Here is a 20,465-nt window from a genome sequence, read left to right on the forward strand (position 1 = left end):
TATCAATCTAATAGGGTTTAAGTCGTCCCGTTTAGCGCTGATTATTTTCTATATCAAAGATCACTTCGCCGTCGACCCAGGTTTGCAGCACTTCAGCTTGCCAGATCTCGCTAGGGTCATCTTTGACGATATCGCGATCGATAAAGATGAAATCGGCTTTCATCCCTTCAGCTAAGCCGCCTATTTGATGCTCTTGGTGCGCTGAAAAAGCAGCCGCCGTAGTGAAGCTTGTTAGCGCCTGGCTAATGCTCATACTTTCATCTGCATACCAACCTTTGTTTGGTTGGTTATCATGATCCTGCCGGGTGACAGATGCATGTAAACCGTAAAAAGGGTTGGCTGATTCAACCGGGAAATCTGAACCTGCAGCAATCACAGCATTCGCTTTAAGTAGTTTTTGCCAAGCATAGGCACCTTTAATGCGATCGGGCCCGACTCGGTCTTCTGCCATATTTTTATCGCTGGTGGCATGGGTTGCTTGCATAGAGGCAATAACACCTAGCTTGGCAAAGCGCGGAATATCTTCAAGGCGGAGGATTTGTGCATGCTCTACTCGATGACGCAAAGTTTTAGTATTGGTTTGCTTAATCAGAGCCTCATAGGAATCTAGAACTAACTTATTGGCATGATCGCCAATAGCATGAGTATTAACCTGAAACCCTGCTTGCATTGCGGTTAACATATAGCTCTTAAGCTGTTTATCGCTATGGAGCAGCAGTCCTTTATGGCCGTGCAGATCTGAATAATCCTCTATTAACGCAGCCCCTCTGCTGCCTAAGGCACCATCAGCAGAAATCTTTACACTACTAAAATCGAGTTTTTGCGATTGATGCTGATATGGGCCTTTTGCCATTAACTCATTGAATTGACTATCACCCGCTGCAACCATGCCGTATATCCGAATTGGCATCTCATCTTTGTTGGCTAAATTTTTATAAGCGGTAATAGTATTGCTGCCCACACCGGCATCATGAACACTGGTTAAACCTAAACGCGCCAGATCGGTCATTGCAGTTTTTAATACTGTTTCCTGTTCGGTGATGCTCAGTGCTGGAATGGCTTGGCTTATCAAACTCATCGCATTATCGATAAACACCCCGCTTGGCTCTCCATCTTCGTTGCGTATTATCTCTCCGCCAGCGGGGGCTTTGCTGTCCTTACTAATCCCCGCTAACTTCATTGCTGCACTATTCGCCCAACCAGCATGACCATCAACTCGCCTTAACCACACGGGCGTGTCGGGAAAGTGTTTATCCAGTGTTGCTGCTGTGGGGAAGGTTTTGCTTTGCCACAATACTTGGTTCCAGCCTCGGCCTTGTACCCAAGCAAGCTCAGGGTTTTGTTGGCGAAACTGACGGGTACGCTCTACTGCTTCTGCTTCTGATAAGCTGCCGCGCAGGTTAGTACGCATCAAGTTGAGCCCCCAACCAAGCACATGGCCATGGGCATCAATTAATCCAGGTAGCATGGTTTTACCATCGGCGTCGATGACCCGCATATCTGTGTTTATGTGGGGTTGTTGCTGGTTGTAGAGGCGGGTTATTTTGTCATCTTTAATCTCTATCGCATCAAAAGTACTAAGTTGGCCATTATTGATACTGTAGCCATTGACGTTTTTTATCAGAGTCGTTTGAGCATGGGTATTGCAACTTAATGCGAACAGCGCAGGGTAAATCCATTTATTGATATTTTTCATGACGTTCACTGTCTTAGTTTAGTGTTATTTTAGTTGGTATTATACCCATCCGACCTGAAAATGCAGGGTTCAGTGGGAGTTTAATGGGCTTTAGTCACAGGTTCATTGCTCCATGCTGAACCTAAGCATCAACATCCATGTAGGCGAGGCATTGATTGCAGCTAATGGTCGCTCCCTTGGTAAAATCAATAACACAGAGTAAAGCCCATGCTTTTTATATAAGAAACGCCCATCGAAGAAGGGGGGGGGCAAGCCCACTTCGTTGTTGCGGCAACTTAAAAGGGAATCACCATTTCCACGTTAACGCGCCTAGAATTGAACTAGCACAACACCTCTGAAATGAGCATTTGCAAGTGGGATGGGTATAGATACTAACAGTTGCGGTTTATTACGCAATACGGAGCTGTTTCGCGTTATGATTCGTAAATCTATAGCAAAGTACTATGCAGATTAACGCACTGAGAAACGGTATGAGTTTATATAAATTTGCCCTAGCGGCCGATAAGTCAGTACAGATCAGGCAAGCGCTTGGCGCTGAAGCGGAGGCTTATTTTTCCGCCATGGAAGCGGCGGAGCAGACCTTTTTCGATTCGATAGCGAATGAGACAAACCAGCAAAAACTTGATTGGTTGCGACTGCGTACGCGCCTTATTAGTCGTATGAGCGATAAAGATATTGCTGCACTTGCAGGTTATCGAATCGACAATGTTCAAAATGTAGCCTGTCACTTTGATGGCAACGAGCGGCAAATAGCTATCGTAACCATCGATACCTTAGCGGCGGCGATGACCGATATTAAAGCCCAGCAATGGATTGGATTTGACACTGAAACTGCGGCAACCTTTGACAAAGGCCGTCGTAACACTAACCCTGTCTCTTTGATTCAAATCGCGACGGCGAGCCATTGTTACCTGTTTAGAATGGTTGGCAGTAATGTGTTGAGCTTTAAAGCTGCACTAGCAGAGGTGTTGTCTGAGCAATCGAATATTCTTAAGATTGGTATTGGGCTTCGCAGCGATGTGAATGCAATGAAGCGTGATTTCAATATTGCTTTAAGCCCGATGCTCGATCTCAATTGGCTGATGAATCAGCTTGGCGCAGCGAAACAGATGGGGACCGTCCAAATAGCGGCAAGCGTATTGTCGCTTAAGCTACCTAAGAGCAAGCGGGTGACGCTATCGAATTGGGCGCTGCCGCTCGACAAGCCATTATCGGATGAACAAGTTTTGTATGCCGCAGCCGATACTTTGGTGGCGTTAGATATTTACCATGGACTGTTTGAACAGATTAGCGCTTATAAAGCACTTTGGCCGAATACAATCAAGCAACGCTTTTTAGAAGAGGGAACGCAGTGATAAAGAAGGGACAATTAGTTCGCTGGAACGACAGTAAAGGCTATGGTTTTATCAGGTGTGAGGTGCAAGGCAGCGAGCAGGCAACACAAGATATATTCATGCATATGTCAGCTCTGGAGCCTATGGCTAGACGACCTTTGGTGGGTGATACGATCTATTTTCAAATAGAGGCTCAAGCAGATGGTAAGCAACGGGCATTTGCAGCCCGTATTGAAGGGAGCGAAATTGGTACTGATGGCAATAAACGACGTAAAGCAGCAATAAAACCCGTTAAGCCGCAAAAGCCAATTAAAGGCGTGTTATATCGTATTGCGATAATGCTGGTGGTATTGGCGATTGCCAGTTTTGTGTATAACAAAACTATAGCGGCAATGACTGCAAACACCGCAAACACCGCACTACCGGTTATTTCAAATGCTGTTGCCGCAGATGACTCGCAAATTAGCCAAGCGTTTAAGCAACAGCTTAGTGGCATACAAGTGCAAAGTAGCGGCATAGTCAGTAGAATACTCGCCGATGATAACAAAGGCAGTCGTCATCAGCGGTTTATTATTAAACTCAATAACGGACAAACTCTGTTAATTGCTCATAATATCGATTTAGCCCCGAAGATTAATGGTTTGAAAGAGGGCGATACTGTTAGCTTTTATGGTCAATATGAGTATAACGATCGCGGCGGCGTGGTGCACTGGACTCATCATGATCCTAATGGTCGCCATGTCGGTGGTTGGCTAAAACATCAGGGAAAAACTTACCAATAATCGTTTTTACAGACGGCGAATTAATTCACCGTCTTAATCTTTAGTATCTACTCTTTAATATCTACTCTTTAATATCTACTCTTTAATATCATTTGGCATTAGCATTTTTAATCAGTTTAGCGCGTAGCTGATCACCAAACTGAAACAGTGCCAACCCCGTTAACACAAAGCAAGCGCCAATAGCCAAGGCTTGGGTTATCGCTTCACCATTAAGTTGTGCGCCCAACATCATCGCAAATACTGGGGTAATGAGAGTGACTAATGCTACCGTGCTGGCGTTGAGGTGCTGTAATACATAGAAGTAAGCAATAAAGCCAATTAACGAGCCAAAGACACCCAAATAGACGATTGCCATTAATGAACGTGGCTGCCAAGTGTCGATTGGCACAGTGCCATCAAAGAGTAACCAAGCAACGGCAAACATCGGTGTTGAATAGATAAGTGCCCCGACGGTACTGGCAATTGGGTGGATGTTTATTTTCACTGTTTTTATCAACACGCCACTTAAACTAAATAAACTCACCGCGGTTAAAATCAGTAGCAAGCCAATCCAGCTATCACTCGACAGCGAAAGTTTGGCGGAGCAAACGATGCCAAGGCCAATAAATGCAATCGCCAGAGCAACCAAACGTATTGGACTAAACTTAGGCTCATTCAATATTTTTTGCGCCAATAAGCCTGAAATTAGAGGCGATAATCCAAAGATCAATGACATAGTGCCCGAGGGGAGGTAACGCGCGGCAAAATAGCTCAGTAACATGCCCCCCACAATCCCAATTGAAGAAACAGCATATAGTTTTCTTGCGGTGGGGTTCCACGGTAAGCGAATACGCATTAATAAGGTGATCAGCGAGCCCAGTAACAGGGCGATCAGCATTCGCAATAATACTGCCATCGTTGGATGCACTGACTCACTGCTCCATACGATCCCTAGTGGCGTTGTCGACCAAATTAATACCACCGACATAAAGGCCGCCGGAACCATCTTGGGTAATGCTGTTGCTGACATCTCAACACTCCTTGCGTTTATAGCTTGGTCACACAAAGCGACATCAAAGCTAATGATACAGATTAGTTTAGAACCGCTGTTGGGCAAGGCGAGAAAAGGAGAGTTGTCTATCACCGCGCTGCTGATTGTTTGCGGTGTGGAATCGAGAATTACAGGCTAACTATTGTTATATTCCCAATTTACCGCGCAACGACATAACCACATCACACTGGCGAGAAGTCGCAGTGTCAGGCAATGTATTTGCGTATAAATAACGGTGAATATAAGTGTCATGTTACCAATAGAATTTAATGTCTCGAAGGTTCAATAGTCTATTTGTTGTTCGCTTGAGTCAACAGTTAAATCATTAAAAGGTAAATTAAATCTATGCTGTATTTTTTGGGGAGAATATTAGGCGGCTATGCCGTTATCTTTGTTATGCAGAAACGCGAACGCTAGATAGTCAAAAGGGGCTAAGCCCTTCAGCTTTTGCCCCTTTTGTTTGCGGTTGTATGATCCTTTGCCTTTTTTAGGTTTTTCAGTACGTGTCCTAAATAGTGGACTGGTAACGATAGCCTTTAATGCGTTGTCTTTAATAACTCCGCGGCCACTTTCGTGCTTTATCTGCGGTGGTGATTGGCGATGTTTTGCCATTTGCTGACTCCAGTTAAAATACTCGTTTGAGTGTTAGTACTCGCTAGCAATTATACGCTTATAAATTGTACGCGCTAATACTTTTTACAACGGTAATAGGTATTAGCACGTAGTAGTTGTTCAGCTATGCGTTAAGCAAAGATGAAGCTATAAAGGTAACCAGCACCTATCGCCATACCGAGAATGACAGTTAAAAATGCTGCTATCATCTGATTTTTAAAAATCGACTTAAGCAAAATCACTTCCGTAAGACTGGCGCCTGCGCTACCGATAATTAGCGCCATGACTGAGCCGAGTGCCATGCCTTTAGCAACTAATGCTGAGCTTAATGGAATGACCGCCTCTGCACGAATATAGAGAGGAATACCAATGACTGCAGCAATTGGAATGGCATACCACATGCCTTCACCTGCATACTTTGCAATAAGCTCAGTAGGCATAAAACCGTAAATGAATGACCCAAGTAAAATACCGACCATTAAATAAGGTAAAACCTGCTTAAAGTCTTTCCATGTTGAACGCCAAACACGCATCCAACGGTTGTCTTCAGTTACTTTAGCCTTATTGTCGCCACAGCTACTTTGCGCAGTACTCGCAGGTGAGCTGCATGAACTTGCTAATGGAGCGCTGCCACATGATGCTGTCGCAAGTACTGGAGCGGCAGGGGCTGATTCACTACAGCAAGATGTCACTTCTGCTTTAACGGGCGCACTTTTAGGCGCTGTATCGCCACAACTAGTACCACAGCTAGAGGCTGTTACCGCTTCATAAGCTTCAGGTTTCACGTAACGTTCAAATCCTAGTTTCTCTAGCACGTAGCCTGCAGTCACCGAAACGACCATAGCGACTAAGAAATAGAACACCGCGACTTTAAAACCAAATGTCACGACGAACAGCCCAATAATAATTGGGTTCAATAATGGGCTTGAGAACAAGAATACCATCATAGGGCCAAAACCAGCTTTTGCTCTAAGTAAACCTTTCAAAAAAGGAATTGTTGAGCATGAGCAAAAAGGCGTTATCGAACCCAGCAGCGCGGCAATGATGTAGCCTTTGCCTTTCTTTGAGCTCAAGATTGATTGGATTTTTTCTGGTGGAATATACTCTTGCAATATTCCGACTATGTAACTAATTGCAAGAAACAGTATGGTTAACTCTGCAGCTAGAAACAGAAACATATTGGCTGTTTCTTTTGCCATGTTGAAGATTTCAGGGCTCATAATAATGACCTACTAAATGTTTGTTCGTTATTTCTGGAATTGCCGAAATAATTAAGATGGACAGATAATAGACTTATTCAAAAATAAATCAACAATTATTTCGGCATTTGTCGAAATGGGTTTTGAGTTTCTTCGATAGTGTTAAAACTTCTGGCTAATAAATGAAGTAAGCGACTATGATAGGTTAAGGCTTTTCAAGAGCTTAAAGGAATAAATATGTTAGACGCTATTTGCAAATTAGATGAAGCTGAGCCGATAACTTTTTCAGTGTTCAAGTTTCAAAAATTATCAGATGAGGATATAGAAAAGTATCGTCAAGCACTTGTTTGTCCTGCCTGTGCAGGTAAGGCTTATTATCGTAAAGCCTCAAAAGACGGTAAAGCTGCTTGTTTTGGTTCCCGCTATCATCAAAGTGATTGCGTCGAGTTTAAACCATCTGCAGCTAAGACTCGTGAGGAGCTACACGCCATTGAAGTGAATCAGCTAGTGGTTGATAGTGATGCAATGATTATCGATTTTAGCCAAGCAGCAAAAGTTTCTAAGGCTAAATCTCAGCAAAAGGTGTTAAAGGAAACATCGTCGAATAGCGATACAGCGGTAAAAACAAAGCCAGAAAAAAGTGTGCTTGAGGGAGAGGAAGCAGCACTCCCGTCTAAGACTTCTTCCGATTTAAAAGTAACAAGTGATGTTGAAAATAATCAGCCTGAAAAGCGCGTTGCGACTCAAGGACTGGAAAAAGTGCTACATAGTTTATTGCGAGGTAGTGACTTAGCAAGCTCAGACCTTTGGGTTTACACTGATGAAAAGTATCGCTGGCGAGCAAAGAACTTGTTTGTTAATTTTGCTGATGCAGAGCCAACTGAAAATGGTGCGCCACGAATGTATTGGGGCACGATATCCCATACCGATAAAAAGCGCTTGTGGTTAAATCCTGCAGAGACCAAAGATGTTGGGATCCCAATTGATATGTTTTCGAGTTCGCTAGCATCTCGTTTCGATCTACAATCACGTCGCGACTTTGAAGGTGCGGGGATCATTTTGTTCGGCAAGTGTTTTTGGAACAAAAGTAAAAGCCGTAAAATTATTCAGTTATGGGGAAACGATGTTAATCGGCTATTTATCTCAAAAGCGGACGAAAATGAATAGCGATATTTGTTAATCAATAAGCTGCTTATTGCGTGTTGTTTCATATGCTTGAGCCATAAGTTTACTACTATGTGCAAAAAAGTATTTACGATATTAATAATATTGATTGACTCAAAAGCGATTGAGGATTATTTTCTGCGCGATGTTTTTCCTAGGGCGTGACAACAGACCCGTAAAATACAGAGTATCGGCAGGTACATTAACCGGAAAGCAGCAATTGAACTCGGCAAATAAGTGTTTGAGTTTGGTGAATAATCTTGCCATTTTGGCACTTTATTATAAGGACCTTAGCGCATGTCTGAGCCGACAGCCTTAAGTCTTATCCCACCTGCGGTGGTTTTGGTGTTAGCAATCGTGTTACGCCGTCCAATCCTTTCTTTGATTATTGGTGCTTTAGTTGGCCTCGCGATGTATGACAGCGCGAATATGTTGACTAACTTTGCTGATACATCTTTATCTGTTATGGCTGATGAAACTATTGGCTGGTTAATTCTAGTCTGTGGTGGTTTTGGTGCTTTGATTGCGCTGTTGGTAAAAACAGGCGGTTCGATGGCATTTGGCCGTCATGCACTCAAGTTAGCCAAAGGACAGAGGTCTTCACTGTTTATGACGTTCATTCTTGGGATGGTTATCTTTATTGATGACTATCTGAATGCGCTAACGGTGGGATCAACCATGAAGCGCGTGACTGACAAGTTTAAGGTCTCTCGTGAGATGTTAGCCTATGTCGTTGACTCAACTGCTGCGCCTGTTTGTGTGCTCGTACCGCTTTCTACTTGGGCTGTGTTTTTCGGAGGACTCTTAGTTGATAACGGTATTGCCAGTGAGGGACAAGGAATTGCAGTCTACATGCAGGCTATCCCATACATGCTCTATGCTTGGTTAGCGGTCGCTATGGTGCTATTGGTTATTTTGGGCGTTATTCCTGCCTTTGGGCCGATGAAAAAAGCGCAGCTTGCAGCCGCAAAAGGTGAGCCCGCAAAAAAACAGATCGATTTAGATGAGGTACAGACCTCAGATGAATATGCGCTTAAAGCCATTGAAGATGAGTTTAAGAATGCCGATGACGGCGGCAAGTTACATAACTTCTTTGTGCCCATTTTATTGCTAGTTGGGTTTACGGTTTACTTTGATATTGATGTGCTGAAAGGGCTTATTGCGACATTAGCAATCACCTTACCTTATTACGGTATACAGAAGCTGATGCCATTGTCTGAGATGATGGAGCAGATGATTGATGGCTTTAAGAATATGTTGCCAGCAATTGGAACGGTAATTGCCGCATTCATCTTCAAAGATGTATGCGACAAATTGATGTTACCTGAGTTTGTTATTGGGAGTTTAAGCCCCTATATGACACCGGTTTTGTTACCGGCTGTGGTCTTCTTAACCATGTCATTGTTAGCTTTTGCAACTGGATCAAGTTGGGGGATTTTTGCAGTATCGATACCCATTGTGATGCCGCTAGCTCAAGCGGTTGATGCCAATATTCCGCTAGTGATTGGCGCGTTATTGTCGGCATCTTCATTTGGTAGTCAAGCTTGCTTCTACTCTGATTCTACGGTACTGGCAGCGCAAGGTTCGGGTTGTAATCTGGTGAGTCACGCGGTAACCCAATTACCCTATGCACTCATTGCTGCAGCGCTCACCTTTGTAGGGTTTCTACTGCTAGCGTAAATATCTACTATTTTGTTGTTACAAGACAAGCCGCATATTTTCGTGTGGCTTTCTTGTGGATTGATGTTTTCGCATTGTTGTAAGTGATTAACTCTTTAGTAATAGGCTCTATGGTGATTACTGTAAAGTAGACTTTTAATGTAAGGCATGTTCGCTGCTTGTTTATGCGTCCCGTTGTAATGATTAGTGTACAGTAGCCGTCAATAAACAAATGTCTTATGCTGTTATCTTGTTTAAATCTCCCCCCCATCAAAACTTGTGATGGGTTGCTAAGTAAAGCAACCCATAACTACCTCTTATAGGCAGGAAGTTCCTTCCCCCCAGAATTGACTCGCTATTTTCAGGCTTTTAATCGTATTTATTATGACTATTTTTTCTTTTTATAATAATAGCTTAAGGTCTTTGTTGATTGACTTTTCAGCAGACTTATAAGCCAAATAAGTGAGCTGTGTTGGTTGAACCTGTCAACTGGGTCGTCATAAGTAGATTCAAATGTTAATTTTTGGTTGCGAATAAGTTAAAAGTGCACTTATGTTTAATATATTTCATGTTTATTTGTATATTTGGGTACTTATTGTTGACTAAATGTGTCGAACATGTAGATTTGGTGCTTGTATTTATTGGTTTTATTTACAGTAAAAATATAAAACCCGGTAGGTGTTAACAAGCTGGGTACATAACCAACAAAGGGAATGATAAGTATGTCATCAATTAGCAGTTTGACTAAAGCGGTAAGGATTGCATTACTTGCAACTACCAGCGCAGCCTTAATGGCAAGTACTGGTGCTTATGCAGCAGATGAAGAAGATAATGGTATTGAAAGAATTGAAGTTACGGGATCAAAAATTAAGCGTATCGGCGAGCTCTCGCCAACGCCGGTAACAGTCATTACTGGTGCCGACATGATGGACATGGGGATTACTAACGTTGCAGATATCCTAAATAAACTTCCATCTTCAACTGTTGGTATTTCACCTGAAACATCGAACAATACGATTTTTGCAAACGGACTGAACCAAACTAACCTTCGTGGTTTAGGTAGTGACCGTACTCTTGTGTTAGTTAACGGTCGCCGTTTTGTAGCTGGTTCAAATGGTAGTTCGGCAGTTGATTTGAACACGATACCAACAGCAATGGTATCTAGAATCGAAGTTATTACTGGTGGTGCCTCGGCTGTTTATGGTTCAGATGCAATCGCAGGTGTGATTAACATTATCACTCGTACAGATGTTGATGGTGTTGAATTAGATGCTTCTTACATTCAGCCAGAACAAAGTGGCGGTGAAGAAAGCCAGTTCTCTTTGACAGCTGGTGGCGATTTCTTAGATGACAAACTTTCTACAGTATTTAACTTTACTTATGCAGAGCAAAAAGAGCTGCGTAACACTGATCGTGACTTTTTAGATAACCCTGTTAACAGCATTTATAATCCAGATACATCAGATGGTGCCCCTGCACGTATTCCATATACTGGTCGTAAGCCGCTATCTTGGATTAATGAAGCGGGTACATTCTTTGCTAATGATGGTGGTCAGTATACTTTCGCTGAAGATGGCAGCATGAAAGTATTTGATTACGGCGAAGGCTTAATTGAAGGGCCTGGCAACAACAGTAACTATTGTGGTCCAAGTTGTGAAGGTTATGACCCTGTTGATTATGGTCTAGTGCGTACACCGCTTGAGCGTATGGTGTTTACCTTAAATACTGATTATGAAATTAACGACGATCATAAAATCTTCACCGAAATTACTTATGTCGACTATCAGTCTAACGGTGAAAGTACGCCTGTTTTCCATACTCGTAACTTTATTGAAGCAGATAACGCATTTCTTCCTGATGCAACCCGTCAGCTAATGACCGACACAGGAATGGATTACTTTAACCTTTACCGTATTGATAAAGAGTTTGGTAACCGTACTTACAACCAAGATCGTGAAACAATGCGTTTTGTAATTGGTCTTGAAGGTACGATTAGTGATGATTGGGATTACTCGATTCATGCGCAACGTGGCCAGCTAGATGAAACTACTGTTTGGGGCGGTGAAATCTGGGGTGACCGTTATGACCAAGCTAAAGATGCTGTTTTTGCCGCAGACGGAAGCGGAAGCATAGTTTGTCGTGATGCTGATGCTCGTGCTGCAGGCTGTGTACCATTAAACCTTCTTGGTGAAAATCAAGCGAGTCAAGAATCAATTGATTGGGTAAGTACAAGTGCTGGTCAAACAGCTAAAACAACTCAGACAAGTGCTGGTTTAGTTGTTAGTGGCGCACTATTTGATCTACCTGCTGGTTATGTTAGTGCTGCATTTAGTGCTGATTACCGTAAGGAAGAGTCAGAAACAAATCCTGATCAAGCTCTTATTGACGGCACTATTTTTGGTAATACAGCTGTTCCAATGAAAGGCGAGTATGACGTTACCGAGTTTGCTGCTGAATTTAGCATTCCACTATTGTCTGATATGTTCCTTGCACACGACTTAGGTGTTGACCTTGCGTACCGTTGGATGGATTACAGCACCGCTGGTTCTGATGATGCATGGAAAGTTGGTTTAAACTGGGCGCCAATTGAAGATCTTCGTGTTCGTGCGACTCGTTCAAAATCAGTACGTGCTCCTAACATCGGTGAGTTGTTTGATCCGGGTGGACAAACATTTGAAAGCTTCACTGATGTGTGTGACTTAATCAACGTTGAGTTAGGTCCTGATGCGAACCGTAAGACAAACTGTCAGGCTGCAGGCTTACCACAAGGTTGGAACCCAACTGATGCTTGGTATCAGAGTAACCATCCTGGTACTAACGCTGGTAACCCAGATCTAAAAGCTGAAACATCGAACGATTACACTATCGGTGCAGTTTATACTCCAAACTATCTTGAAGGTTTCTCTATTACAGTCGATTACTGGGCGTTTGAAATTGAAGATGCGATTAACAGTATTAGTGTAGGCACTGCCGTTCGTTATTGTTATGACTCAGCTTCATTAGATAATATCTACTGTGATCTATTTACTCGTGACACGAGCACTGGTGACATTATTGATTTCGTACAGAAGCCAGTTAACTCAGCTTCATTCGATGTTAAAGGTGTAGATATTGAAAGTCAGTACGATATTCCTACTGATAACTTTGGTGACTTTAAGATCCACGTAATTGCTACATACCTAGAGCAGTGGGAAACAAACCCAACAGGCTTTGCTGAAGATCTACAGGTTGATGTTGGTGAATACACTGATCCACGTTGGAAAGCGATGTTTAGTTTAGGATGGCAGTACGACGCTCTTAATCTAGAAGCGAGATCTAACTACCGTCACTCAGCAGTTGCTGACAACGAGTGGAAACCAGAGAACAACAACTATAACGATATTCCATCACATACTGTTTGGGACTTCACTGGTTCGTATGCATTCACCGATACGCTTTCTGTACGTTTTGGTGTGAAGAATGCATTTGATATAGCGCCGCCACGTAACCCATATGTTTATGATGGTGCTGGTTACTATGACACAACAGGTCGTGCATTCTTCTTGGGCGCGAACTATAAGCTTTAGTAGTAAAAGTGTGTAACTCTATTTGTTCAGATAGATATTAAGTAAAAACCAGTAGTGATTCACTACTGGTTTTTTTATGCCTAAAAGGAGGTAATCAAATACGCACTTTGTTTTGAGGTTGTTGCTCTTATGTTTCTTTTTTTGTTGTGATTGGTTCGGTTTTTGCGTTAAATGTAACAAAGTGTTTGGTTAAATCTCTATTTACTGCTAGGTATAAAAGGGCACCCACTCAAGAAAGGATAATCTATGAGTCAAAATAGCCTGTTTAGTCGTACTAGTATAATGCTAACCGGAGCCCTAGTTACTTTGGGTTTATTCATCTTTATGTCACAGCTAGTCAAAACGGATCAAGTCTCTAGCGGGGCACCAACGGTCGCACCTGTTTTTCAAATTACTGCTGATATTCCTGAACCATTACCGCCTAAAAAAAGTGTTAGGATTGAGCCTAAACCTGTTGTGACAAAACCTCCTGTGATTACTATCCCTAACGGTGGTGACGGCGATGTCACGTCGATTGCTGAGATGACTCCACCTGTCATGCCACAAGTTATAGAGCAGTATACTCAAGGCCCTATTAATCAAGATGCATTGCCAGTTGTACAAGTATCACCCCAGTACCCGATTGCAGCAGCAAGAGACGGTAAAGAGGGCTACGTGATCCTTGAGTTTGATATTAGTACTCTTGGTAGCGTCACTAATGTTAGCGTTTTAGATGCCAATCCAAAACGTATTTTCAATAAATCTGCCGTACGGGCAATTAAAGGCTGGAAATACAAGCCGAAAGTCGTTGAAGGTAATCCTGTCACGCAAACAAAGCAGCAGGTGAGGTTGGACTTTACGTTGGATAAAGCTCAGTAGTATGAGTTCGAATTGAACTCGGGCGTAATCGAAGGAGAAGAGTTTACCGCGTAAACATGATAGCCATGATTACGCGGATTAACTGTGTGCTAGTGAAGTTATTGCAGGTCGATTGTTACCACATTGGTGACGCCAGACGCTAATTGCACCATACCTGTGGTATAAAAATCACCACTTTTGGCCTTAGCCTTTAGATAATACTGACCGCTATTAAGCATCTTAGTTCTGGTGTCTAATGTTAGAATTGACTTCTTATTCATCCATCCATTCTCATCCATTGAATATAGATATTGGTTGCTCTCTAATGCTGCACCGCTATCGAGATGAAAAGCAACAAAACGCACCATCGTCATTCCATTAGGGTTTTTCTCTGCGGTAATAGAGCGAATAACACCGTAATCCTTACTTGTTTTACCTGTGCGATGTACGCTGATATCTTCGGATTCATTAGAATATTGCACAGGATTGTGTTCGTAGCCTGGAGACGTCGTGGTGGTGTTAGTCGTTGTAGCAGAACCTATGCTTGCTATGTCTGATACTGAGCTAGTGATGTTACGAATGTCGGTGCTTTTGCAGGCAGCAAGGCTTAACACCGCTGCACATAGGAGTACTTTTTTCATTATTTAGTCCGTTAAAGAGGCTTCAATCCATGATTAAATCTTAGTAAAACTAAGTGGTTAATTTTGCGCAGTGCTAAGGTAGCAATCGCTTAGGCAGGAGTCAATATAAGCTTATTATGAATAATATTGATTTAGAGCAACTGAAGCTGGCTCTAAATCAATAATTTAACGCTTGGTAACTGCGTACTGATACTAAAGAAATATAGCGCCCCAGAAAAACTAAACCACTTGAGGCGATAGAGTGTTGGATTTAGAACTGATAAGCTGGCTTTTAGAGGCAAGAACAGCAAATATGCTCCAAACTAATGCGACGATTGCACATAGAGCGAGAGGTTGTTGCCAGCTGCCGTTATGTTCATGAATCGCTCCCATTATAATTGGTCCCGTCGCGGCCAAAAGGTAACCTAAAAACTGCGCCATTCCCGATAGTGTGGCTGCTTGATGTGCCGTTTGGGTACGTAAACTTATCAGTGCTAATGCAACAATAAAACCACCTCCCGCGCCAAACCCAAATAACATTCCCCATATCATGGCGTAACTCGGCGCATAGATGAGGCCGACAATTCCAAAAAACGCCATGATGGTTAAGCTAAAGCTAAGGAAGCGTTTATCACTGATCTTTGCCATTAGAGGAATAAGTATAATCGCAGGTACGGCCGTGAACAGTTGTAGCACACCATGAATGACGCCTGCTTGATGGTGACTGTAGCCGAGCTCAACCAATATAGTTGGTAACCAACTGATAAAGATATACATCAAAAATGAGTTCAGAGCTAAAAACAAAGTGATACTCCAAGCATCGACATTTCGCCATAGATAACTATGGCCTTCAAGCTCACTGGAATCTTTGCTGGGCGCTGTATTACTACGTAGTTGTGGTAACCAGACGAGTATGGCAATAACTGGGAAAATAGTTAGGCTAGCTAGTGAGAGCGCCCAGCTAGGAACTGCACCAATTGACAGTCTTGATGCTAGATCTGCTAATGGAATTGCTAAACTGGCACTTAGCGCTGAACCGACCCCCATCATGAGCACGTAAATAGAAGTCATAGTGGCGATCTTGGTTGGGAAATCACGCTTCATTAAGCTCGGCAACAATACATTGGCAATAGCAATGCCGGCTCCAATAATTATGGTCCCAGAAAATAATCCAACAGAGTTACCAATAGATCGAATGACTAAGCCAATGGTCACTAATATCAGTGATAGCATTAACGCTTGTTCTAATCCATGCTTACGACCAATTCTGGAGGCGATAGGAGAGAAAAAAGCAAATGCGAGTAAAGGTAGTGTGGTCAGCATTCCAGCTTGGGTCGCCGATAAATTAAGTTCTAATCGAATCAAATCAAGCAGTGGGCCGATACCTGTAATCGGGCTTCTAAGGCTAAGCGAAATAATTAGCACACCGAACATCAAAAAAGCGCCGTGAGTAAGACGAAAAGAGAATGGATTTGCCATGATGAGTTCCTCGAGCAAAAGAATGACTGCTTGGCAGTGAAAGTGGGCTAGATTACGCTTCATTTTTCTTGCTGTATTGAGATATAGTGACATTTCATATCTAAAAACGGCCAAAATAATTGCAGCAAATAAATTCTTTTCCAGTATTTGACTCAGATGCTTTTCCACAAGATGTGGTAGCTTTAAGCATGTCTGGAGGAGAGCGGGATGCAGAAACACCACAACATCAGCATCGTAAGTGTCAGTTAGTCATCGCACTTAGCGGCTATGTAAAGTGTAAAATTGCCGATGCTATTTGGATGGTGCCTCCCAACAGTGCAGTGTGGATCCCAAGCCAACAATGGCACAGTAATTTGATCTCCAGTAATGCTAATGTATGTATGCTATTTGTTGATCCTGACGTAGCAGGCATGCCAGAAAAGAGCTGTACCTTGTCGATAACACCATTGATAAGGGAGTTGACGATACATTTGACTCAACAAGAGCAGGACTACCAAGCCGGTAGTGCTACAGCCCATGTGGCAAGAGTGTTAATCGATCAATTAAGACTGATGCCGACTGCGCACTATGATTTTCCAACGCCGAGTGAGCCAAGGCTGAAGTTGATTGCGGCGAAGCTTATTCAAGCACCTGATGATAGACGAACCGTTGCCGACTGGGCAAAAGATCATGCCATGAGTGAGAGAACCTTAGCGCGACTAATCAAACAAGAGGTCGGGCTAACCTTTGGCCGTTGGCGAGGGCAGCTGCATATTGTATTAGCATTGCAAAAACTTGCTAGTGGTGAGTCTGTTCAGCGTATTGCTGAAGAGCTAGGTTATGAATCTGTGAGCGCTTTTATTACTTTTTTCAAAAAAACGCTCGGCAAATCACCCAAGCAATACATTAAGCAGGCTGATACTTGAAGCAATGCATTATAGCTTGATCATCTCTTGATAATGACCGCTACTTTCTAAGCCACACATCTCATCATACGCTGTTTGGTACTCAAGCTGCGTCTGTTGGTAACGATGGTTGCGCAGCAGCTGCTTGGCCTGCACAAGTGAATTAACAACTAAGATCTCTTCCTCTTCAGTTAGCTCAATGAAGTTTTTATTGGAATCGACTGCACCAACAAGATAATGGGTGGAATCTGCGACACCGATGATCTTGGGTACATTGGTTTGCTCGAACGCTTCTTGTTGCAGTGTGTCTGCTTTGCCGAAGTTTTTCATAGGTAGCTCCTTGTCTATTGTCAGGGTATACGTTTTCTTGGTGAAATTAGTTCACCTTTTAAACAGCTTTATGCGCCATCAAGGTGATGTACTGGCAGACCAAGTTGATGCTATTAACCTTAATTACTTACATCTACTTGGTTTATCTGACTGGCTTTTGCTGTTTATTTGGTCTTATTGACCATGACTTTCTTTGTTGGTTGAGGCATTGTATTGAGTGTCTAAATTAGACTTCTCCTATTCACTGCTTGGTTACGCATGAATGGGTAGAACAGGCATCATTAAAGAAAGGATAAGCAATGACGTTAATATGTCCGAGGATTGTGATTGTGGGCGGCGGCGCTGGTGGACTTGAGCTGGCGACTCAATTAGGGCGCAAGTTAGGTAAAAAAAAGTTAGCGCAGATTATATTAGTTGATAAGAATCGGACCCACATTTGGAAACCTTTGCTACACGAAGTCGCGACGGGGTCGTTAGATTCTGATCTTGATGGTGTCGTTTATTCAGCACATGCCGCTAAACATGGTTATCAATTCCAACTTGGGACCTTTTGTGGTTTATCGCCAGAGGATAAGTCTATCTCTGTAGCACCGATTACCGATGATAGCGGCAAAGTGTTATTACCTGAACGTCAGATACAGTTCGACAAACTGGTGATTGCTATCGGCAGTGTGAGTAATGACTTTAATACTCCAGGAGTAAAAGATAACTGTTTTTTCCTCGACTCTCATCAGCAGGCGAATCGTTTTCACAATGCGCTTTTAGATAGCTTTACCCGGGTGCATCAATCAGATTCAATCAACGAGCTTAATATTGCTATTGTTGGTGGAGGCGCGACGGGGGTTGAGCTTTCTGCTGAGCTTTATCATGTTACCGATCTTCTTAAAGTATATGGCCTGAGTAAAATGACGGCTGATAAGCTCAATATACATTTGATTGAAGCTGGGCCGAGGATCCTGCCAGCTTTGAGCGAAAGAATCGCTGGCTCTGCACGTCATGAACTTACTCAGCTTGGCGTCTCAGTAAAGGAAAATACTCGCATTAGCGAGGCTACTGCTGCAGGGTTTGTCACCGCCGAAGGGGTGTTGATTGAAGCTAACCTGATGCTTTGGGCTGCAGGTGTAAAAGCACCTGATTTTATCAAAGAGATGCAGCTATTTGAGCTTAACCGAGCTAACCAGATTAAGGTTAAAGCGACGCTTAAGAGTACTGTGAACGATGATATTTATGTGATTGGTGACTGCTGCGCCTTTGAACAAGCTGACGGTAGCTTTGTGCCACCAAGAGCGCAATCGGCGCATCAAATGGCGCAATGTGCCGAAAAGAATATTATCAAGGACATGAATGCAGAGCCATTAATCGAGTATGTTTATGTCGACCACGGTTCCTTGGTCAATTTATCGCGCTACAGTACTGTTGGCAGTTTGATGGGAAACCTGACCAAAAGCAGTATGTTTGTTGAAGGGAAAATTGCGCGTTTCGTTTATATATCTTTGTATCGTATGCATCAAAAGGCGATTCATGGCACCTTTAAAACCATAGCATTGTGGCTAGCTGAAAAGCTTATGAGAGTGGTTAGGCCGAGAATGAAATTACACTAGGTCATTTGTTGTTATTAGCTTTGTCAAAATTACACTTTTCAAAGGTGATTGAGGTAAAGTAAGTGTCATTAAGAATGGTTTATATTTCATAAACAGATGGATATTTGATGAGTAACCAAGTGATTGATTTAGGATTCGATTTCGATAATAGTTATGCCAATGAACTAGAAGGGTTTTACGTCTCTTGCCAAGGTGATAAAGCGCCTGCTCCTGAATTGGTGAAGCTAAACATTGCATTGGCTGAACAGCTAGGGATCAGCAATCGAGATCATGCTCAGTTAGCCGAAGTCTTTTCTGGTAGCGAAGCGCCGCAGGGAGCTGCTCCACTCGCACAAGTTTATGCGGGCCATCAGTTTGGTGGGTTTAGTCCGCAATTAGGTGATGGCCGTGCTTTGTTGTTAGGGGAGGTGCTTGATTCAAGCGGTAAACGGCAAGATATACAGCTAAAAGGATCTGGGCGTACTCAATTCTCTCGCGGCGGTGACGGTAAAGCGGTACTTGGCGCAATTCTACGTGAATATATTCTGTGTGAAGCGATGCATGCGTTAGGCATTGCCACCACTCGAGCACTTGCAGTCGTAACCACCGGCGAGCCTATTTACAGAACGCGATATTTGCCTGGTGCTGTACTTACTCGGGTGGCATCAAGTCACATTCGGGTGGGAACATTTCAGTACTTTGCTTCGCAAGGGGCGGAAGATAAAGTTAAGCAGCTGGCTGACTATGCCATTGCACGTCATTACCCTGAGCTTAAACAAAGCCCACAACCATACTTAGGTTTAGTTTGCGCAGTGCGTGACAAACAAGCGCAGCTCATTGCCCAATGGATGTTAGTTGGCTTTGTACATGGAGTCATGAACACGGATAACATGACCATTAGTGGTGAGACTATCGATTACGGCCCCTGTGCATTTATGGACGATTATGATGCTCGTGCGTTATTTAGTTCTATCGATCAAGATGGTCGTTATAGCTATAGTAATCAACCCGCGATGGCTCAGTGGGATCTCGCTCGCTTTGCTGAAACACTGCTCCCCTTGATTAATGACGATTCAGATAAGGCGATAGCACAGGCCACGGATGCAATAAAAGCATTTTGGGATCAATTTAAATCGCACTGGCTGCAGGGCATGCGCGCTAAACTTGGCATGGTTGCCGAACTTGAAGGTGATTATGAGCTTTGCGAGCAGTTACTGGCATCGATGCAAGGGCAAAAGGTTGATTATACTCAGCTATTTCGTGTGTTGGCCGATGATCTGTTGTCAAATAGCAATGAAGCAGAACCGCTTTTTACTGACTCTAGCTTATTTATACAGTGGAAGCCGTTATGGCAGGTCAGGTTAGCGCAAGAGTCATTGTCTACAAAAGAGAGTGTTGAGTTAATGAACACTGTTAACCCAATTTATATTCCGCGTAATCATTTGGTTGAAGCTGCTATAGAAGCGGCAGAAGAGCGTAGTGATTATCAACCCTTTGAAACACTCATTAACGTTTTAGCGCAGCCTTTTACACAGCAGCAAGGTAGAGAGGAGTATGCTCAGGCAGCCCCAGCAAGTTTTGGAAAGTTTACTACCTACTGCGGTACTTAATCTCTCCGTTTTTACAAAAAAACCACGCAATGGAATAGATCATTGCGTGGTAGTCGAGTACTAATGCCGAGTTGTGGGGTGAG

Annotated in this window: 16 protein-coding genes; 9 read left to right on the top strand and 7 right to left on the bottom strand. The window is 43.1% G+C overall.

From position 1 onward, the window contains the following. Positions 1-31 precede the first annotated feature (31 nt). Positions 32-1,696: an amidohydrolase gene (locus tag L2730_RS02180; protein ID WP_248973090.1), complete on the bottom strand. Its 1,665-nt coding sequence runs from the start codon at positions 1,694-1,696 to the stop codon at positions 32-34. Positions 1,697-2,166: 470 nt separating this feature from the next. Between L2730_RS02180 and L2730_RS02185 the strand changes: the two genes are divergently transcribed. Both L2730_RS02185 and L2730_RS22025 read left to right on the top strand, forming a co-directional pair. Beyond that, entirely contained in the window at positions 2,167-3,051 is an 885-nt protein-coding gene (locus tag L2730_RS02185; protein WP_248973091.1) for a 3'-5' exonuclease, read from the top strand. Next, positions 3,048-3,812, top strand: a complete 765-nt coding sequence (locus L2730_RS22025) for a DUF3465 domain-containing protein (RefSeq protein WP_346347804.1) — start codon at positions 3,048-3,050, stop codon at positions 3,810-3,812. The genes L2730_RS02185 and L2730_RS22025 overlap by 4 nt, the downstream gene beginning before the upstream one ends. Positions 3,813-3,900: 88 nt before the next feature. On the opposite strand, the gene L2730_RS02200 is transcribed toward L2730_RS22025, so the two are convergent. From L2730_RS02200 to L2730_RS02210, 3 genes are all read right to left on the bottom strand, one after another. Continuing rightward, the gene (locus L2730_RS02200) at positions 3,901-4,821 is read right to left on the bottom strand and encodes a DMT family transporter (RefSeq protein WP_248973092.1); all 921 of its coding nucleotides are present in this window, start codon (positions 4,819-4,821) and stop codon (positions 3,901-3,903) included. 390 nt (positions 4,822-5,211) lie between these two features. Then, on the bottom strand, positions 5,212-5,454 hold the full coding sequence (locus tag L2730_RS02205) for a ribosome alternative rescue factor ArfA (protein ID WP_248973093.1): 243 nt from the start codon (positions 5,452-5,454) through the stop codon (positions 5,212-5,214). 131 nt (positions 5,455-5,585) lie between these two features. Beyond that, positions 5,586-6,674 carry a permease gene (locus tag L2730_RS02210; protein ID WP_248973094.1) on the bottom strand — a complete coding sequence of 363 codons (1,089 nt, stop codon included), beginning with the start codon at positions 6,672-6,674 and terminating at the stop codon, positions 5,586-5,588. A 216-nt stretch (positions 6,675-6,890) separates the two neighbouring features. Here L2730_RS02210 and L2730_RS02215 point away from each other — a divergent pair, with 216 nt between their 5' ends. The 4 genes from L2730_RS02215 (at position 6,891) to L2730_RS02230 (ending at position 13,900) form a co-directional block, all read left to right on the top strand. Beyond that, on the top strand, positions 6,891-7,820 hold the full coding sequence (locus L2730_RS02215) for a hypothetical protein (RefSeq protein ID WP_248973095.1): 930 nt from the start codon (positions 6,891-6,893) through the stop codon (positions 7,818-7,820). Between the two features lie 294 nt (positions 7,821-8,114). Beyond that, a complete protein-coding gene (locus L2730_RS02220) occupies positions 8,115-9,497 on the top strand; it encodes a Na+/H+ antiporter NhaC family protein (RefSeq protein ID WP_248973096.1) in 1,383 nt (460 codons plus the stop codon). 701 nt (positions 9,498-10,198) lie between these two features. After that, positions 10,199-13,042, top strand: coding sequence for a TonB-dependent receptor domain-containing protein (locus tag L2730_RS02225; protein ID WP_248973097.1), 2,844 nt, complete (start codon positions 10,199-10,201; stop codon positions 13,040-13,042). Between the two features lie 246 nt (positions 13,043-13,288). Then, on the top strand, positions 13,289-13,900 hold the full coding sequence (locus tag L2730_RS02230; protein ID WP_248973098.1) for an energy transducer TonB: 612 nt from the start codon (positions 13,289-13,291) through the stop codon (positions 13,898-13,900). Positions 13,901-13,998: 98 nt separating this feature from the next. On the opposite strand, the gene L2730_RS02235 is transcribed toward L2730_RS02230, so the two are convergent. Beyond that, positions 13,999-14,520: a hypothetical protein gene (locus tag L2730_RS02235; RefSeq protein ID WP_248973099.1), complete on the bottom strand. Its 522-nt coding sequence runs from the start codon at positions 14,518-14,520 to the stop codon at positions 13,999-14,001. 219 nt (positions 14,521-14,739) lie between these two features. Then, positions 14,740-15,978 carry an MFS transporter gene (locus L2730_RS02240; protein ID WP_248973100.1) on the bottom strand — a complete coding sequence of 413 codons (1,239 nt, stop codon included), beginning with the start codon at positions 15,976-15,978 and terminating at the stop codon, positions 14,740-14,742. A 188-nt stretch (positions 15,979-16,166) separates the two neighbouring features. Here L2730_RS02240 and L2730_RS02245 point away from each other — a divergent pair, with 188 nt between their 5' ends. Continuing rightward, complete coding sequence (locus L2730_RS02245; RefSeq protein WP_248973176.1) at positions 16,167-16,883, top strand: AraC family transcriptional regulator; 717 nt, start codon at positions 16,167-16,169, stop codon at positions 16,881-16,883. A gap of 9 nt (positions 16,884-16,892) precedes the next feature. Here the strand turns inward: L2730_RS02245 and L2730_RS02250 are convergent, their stop codons facing one another. Next, positions 16,893-17,192 (bottom strand): DUF6482 family protein, encoded by a 300-nt coding sequence (locus L2730_RS02250; protein WP_248973101.1) that lies wholly within the window; start codon positions 17,190-17,192, stop codon positions 16,893-16,895. 299 nt (positions 17,193-17,491) lie between these two features. Here L2730_RS02250 and L2730_RS02255 point away from each other — a divergent pair, with 299 nt between their 5' ends. Both L2730_RS02255 and L2730_RS02260 read left to right on the top strand, forming a co-directional pair. Further along, positions 17,492-18,793, top strand: a complete 1,302-nt coding sequence (locus tag L2730_RS02255; protein ID WP_248973102.1) for an NAD(P)/FAD-dependent oxidoreductase — start codon at positions 17,492-17,494, stop codon at positions 18,791-18,793. A gap of 107 nt (positions 18,794-18,900) precedes the next feature. Then, positions 18,901-20,382 carry a protein adenylyltransferase SelO gene (locus L2730_RS02260; protein ID WP_248973103.1) on the top strand — a complete coding sequence of 494 codons (1,482 nt, stop codon included), beginning with the start codon at positions 18,901-18,903 and terminating at the stop codon, positions 20,380-20,382. The last annotated feature ends 83 nt before the right edge of the window (positions 20,383-20,465 follow it).

The organism is Shewanella kaireitica (genome assembly GCF_023284045.1).
Lineage (GTDB): Bacteria > Pseudomonadota > Gammaproteobacteria > Enterobacterales > Shewanellaceae > Shewanella > Shewanella kaireitica.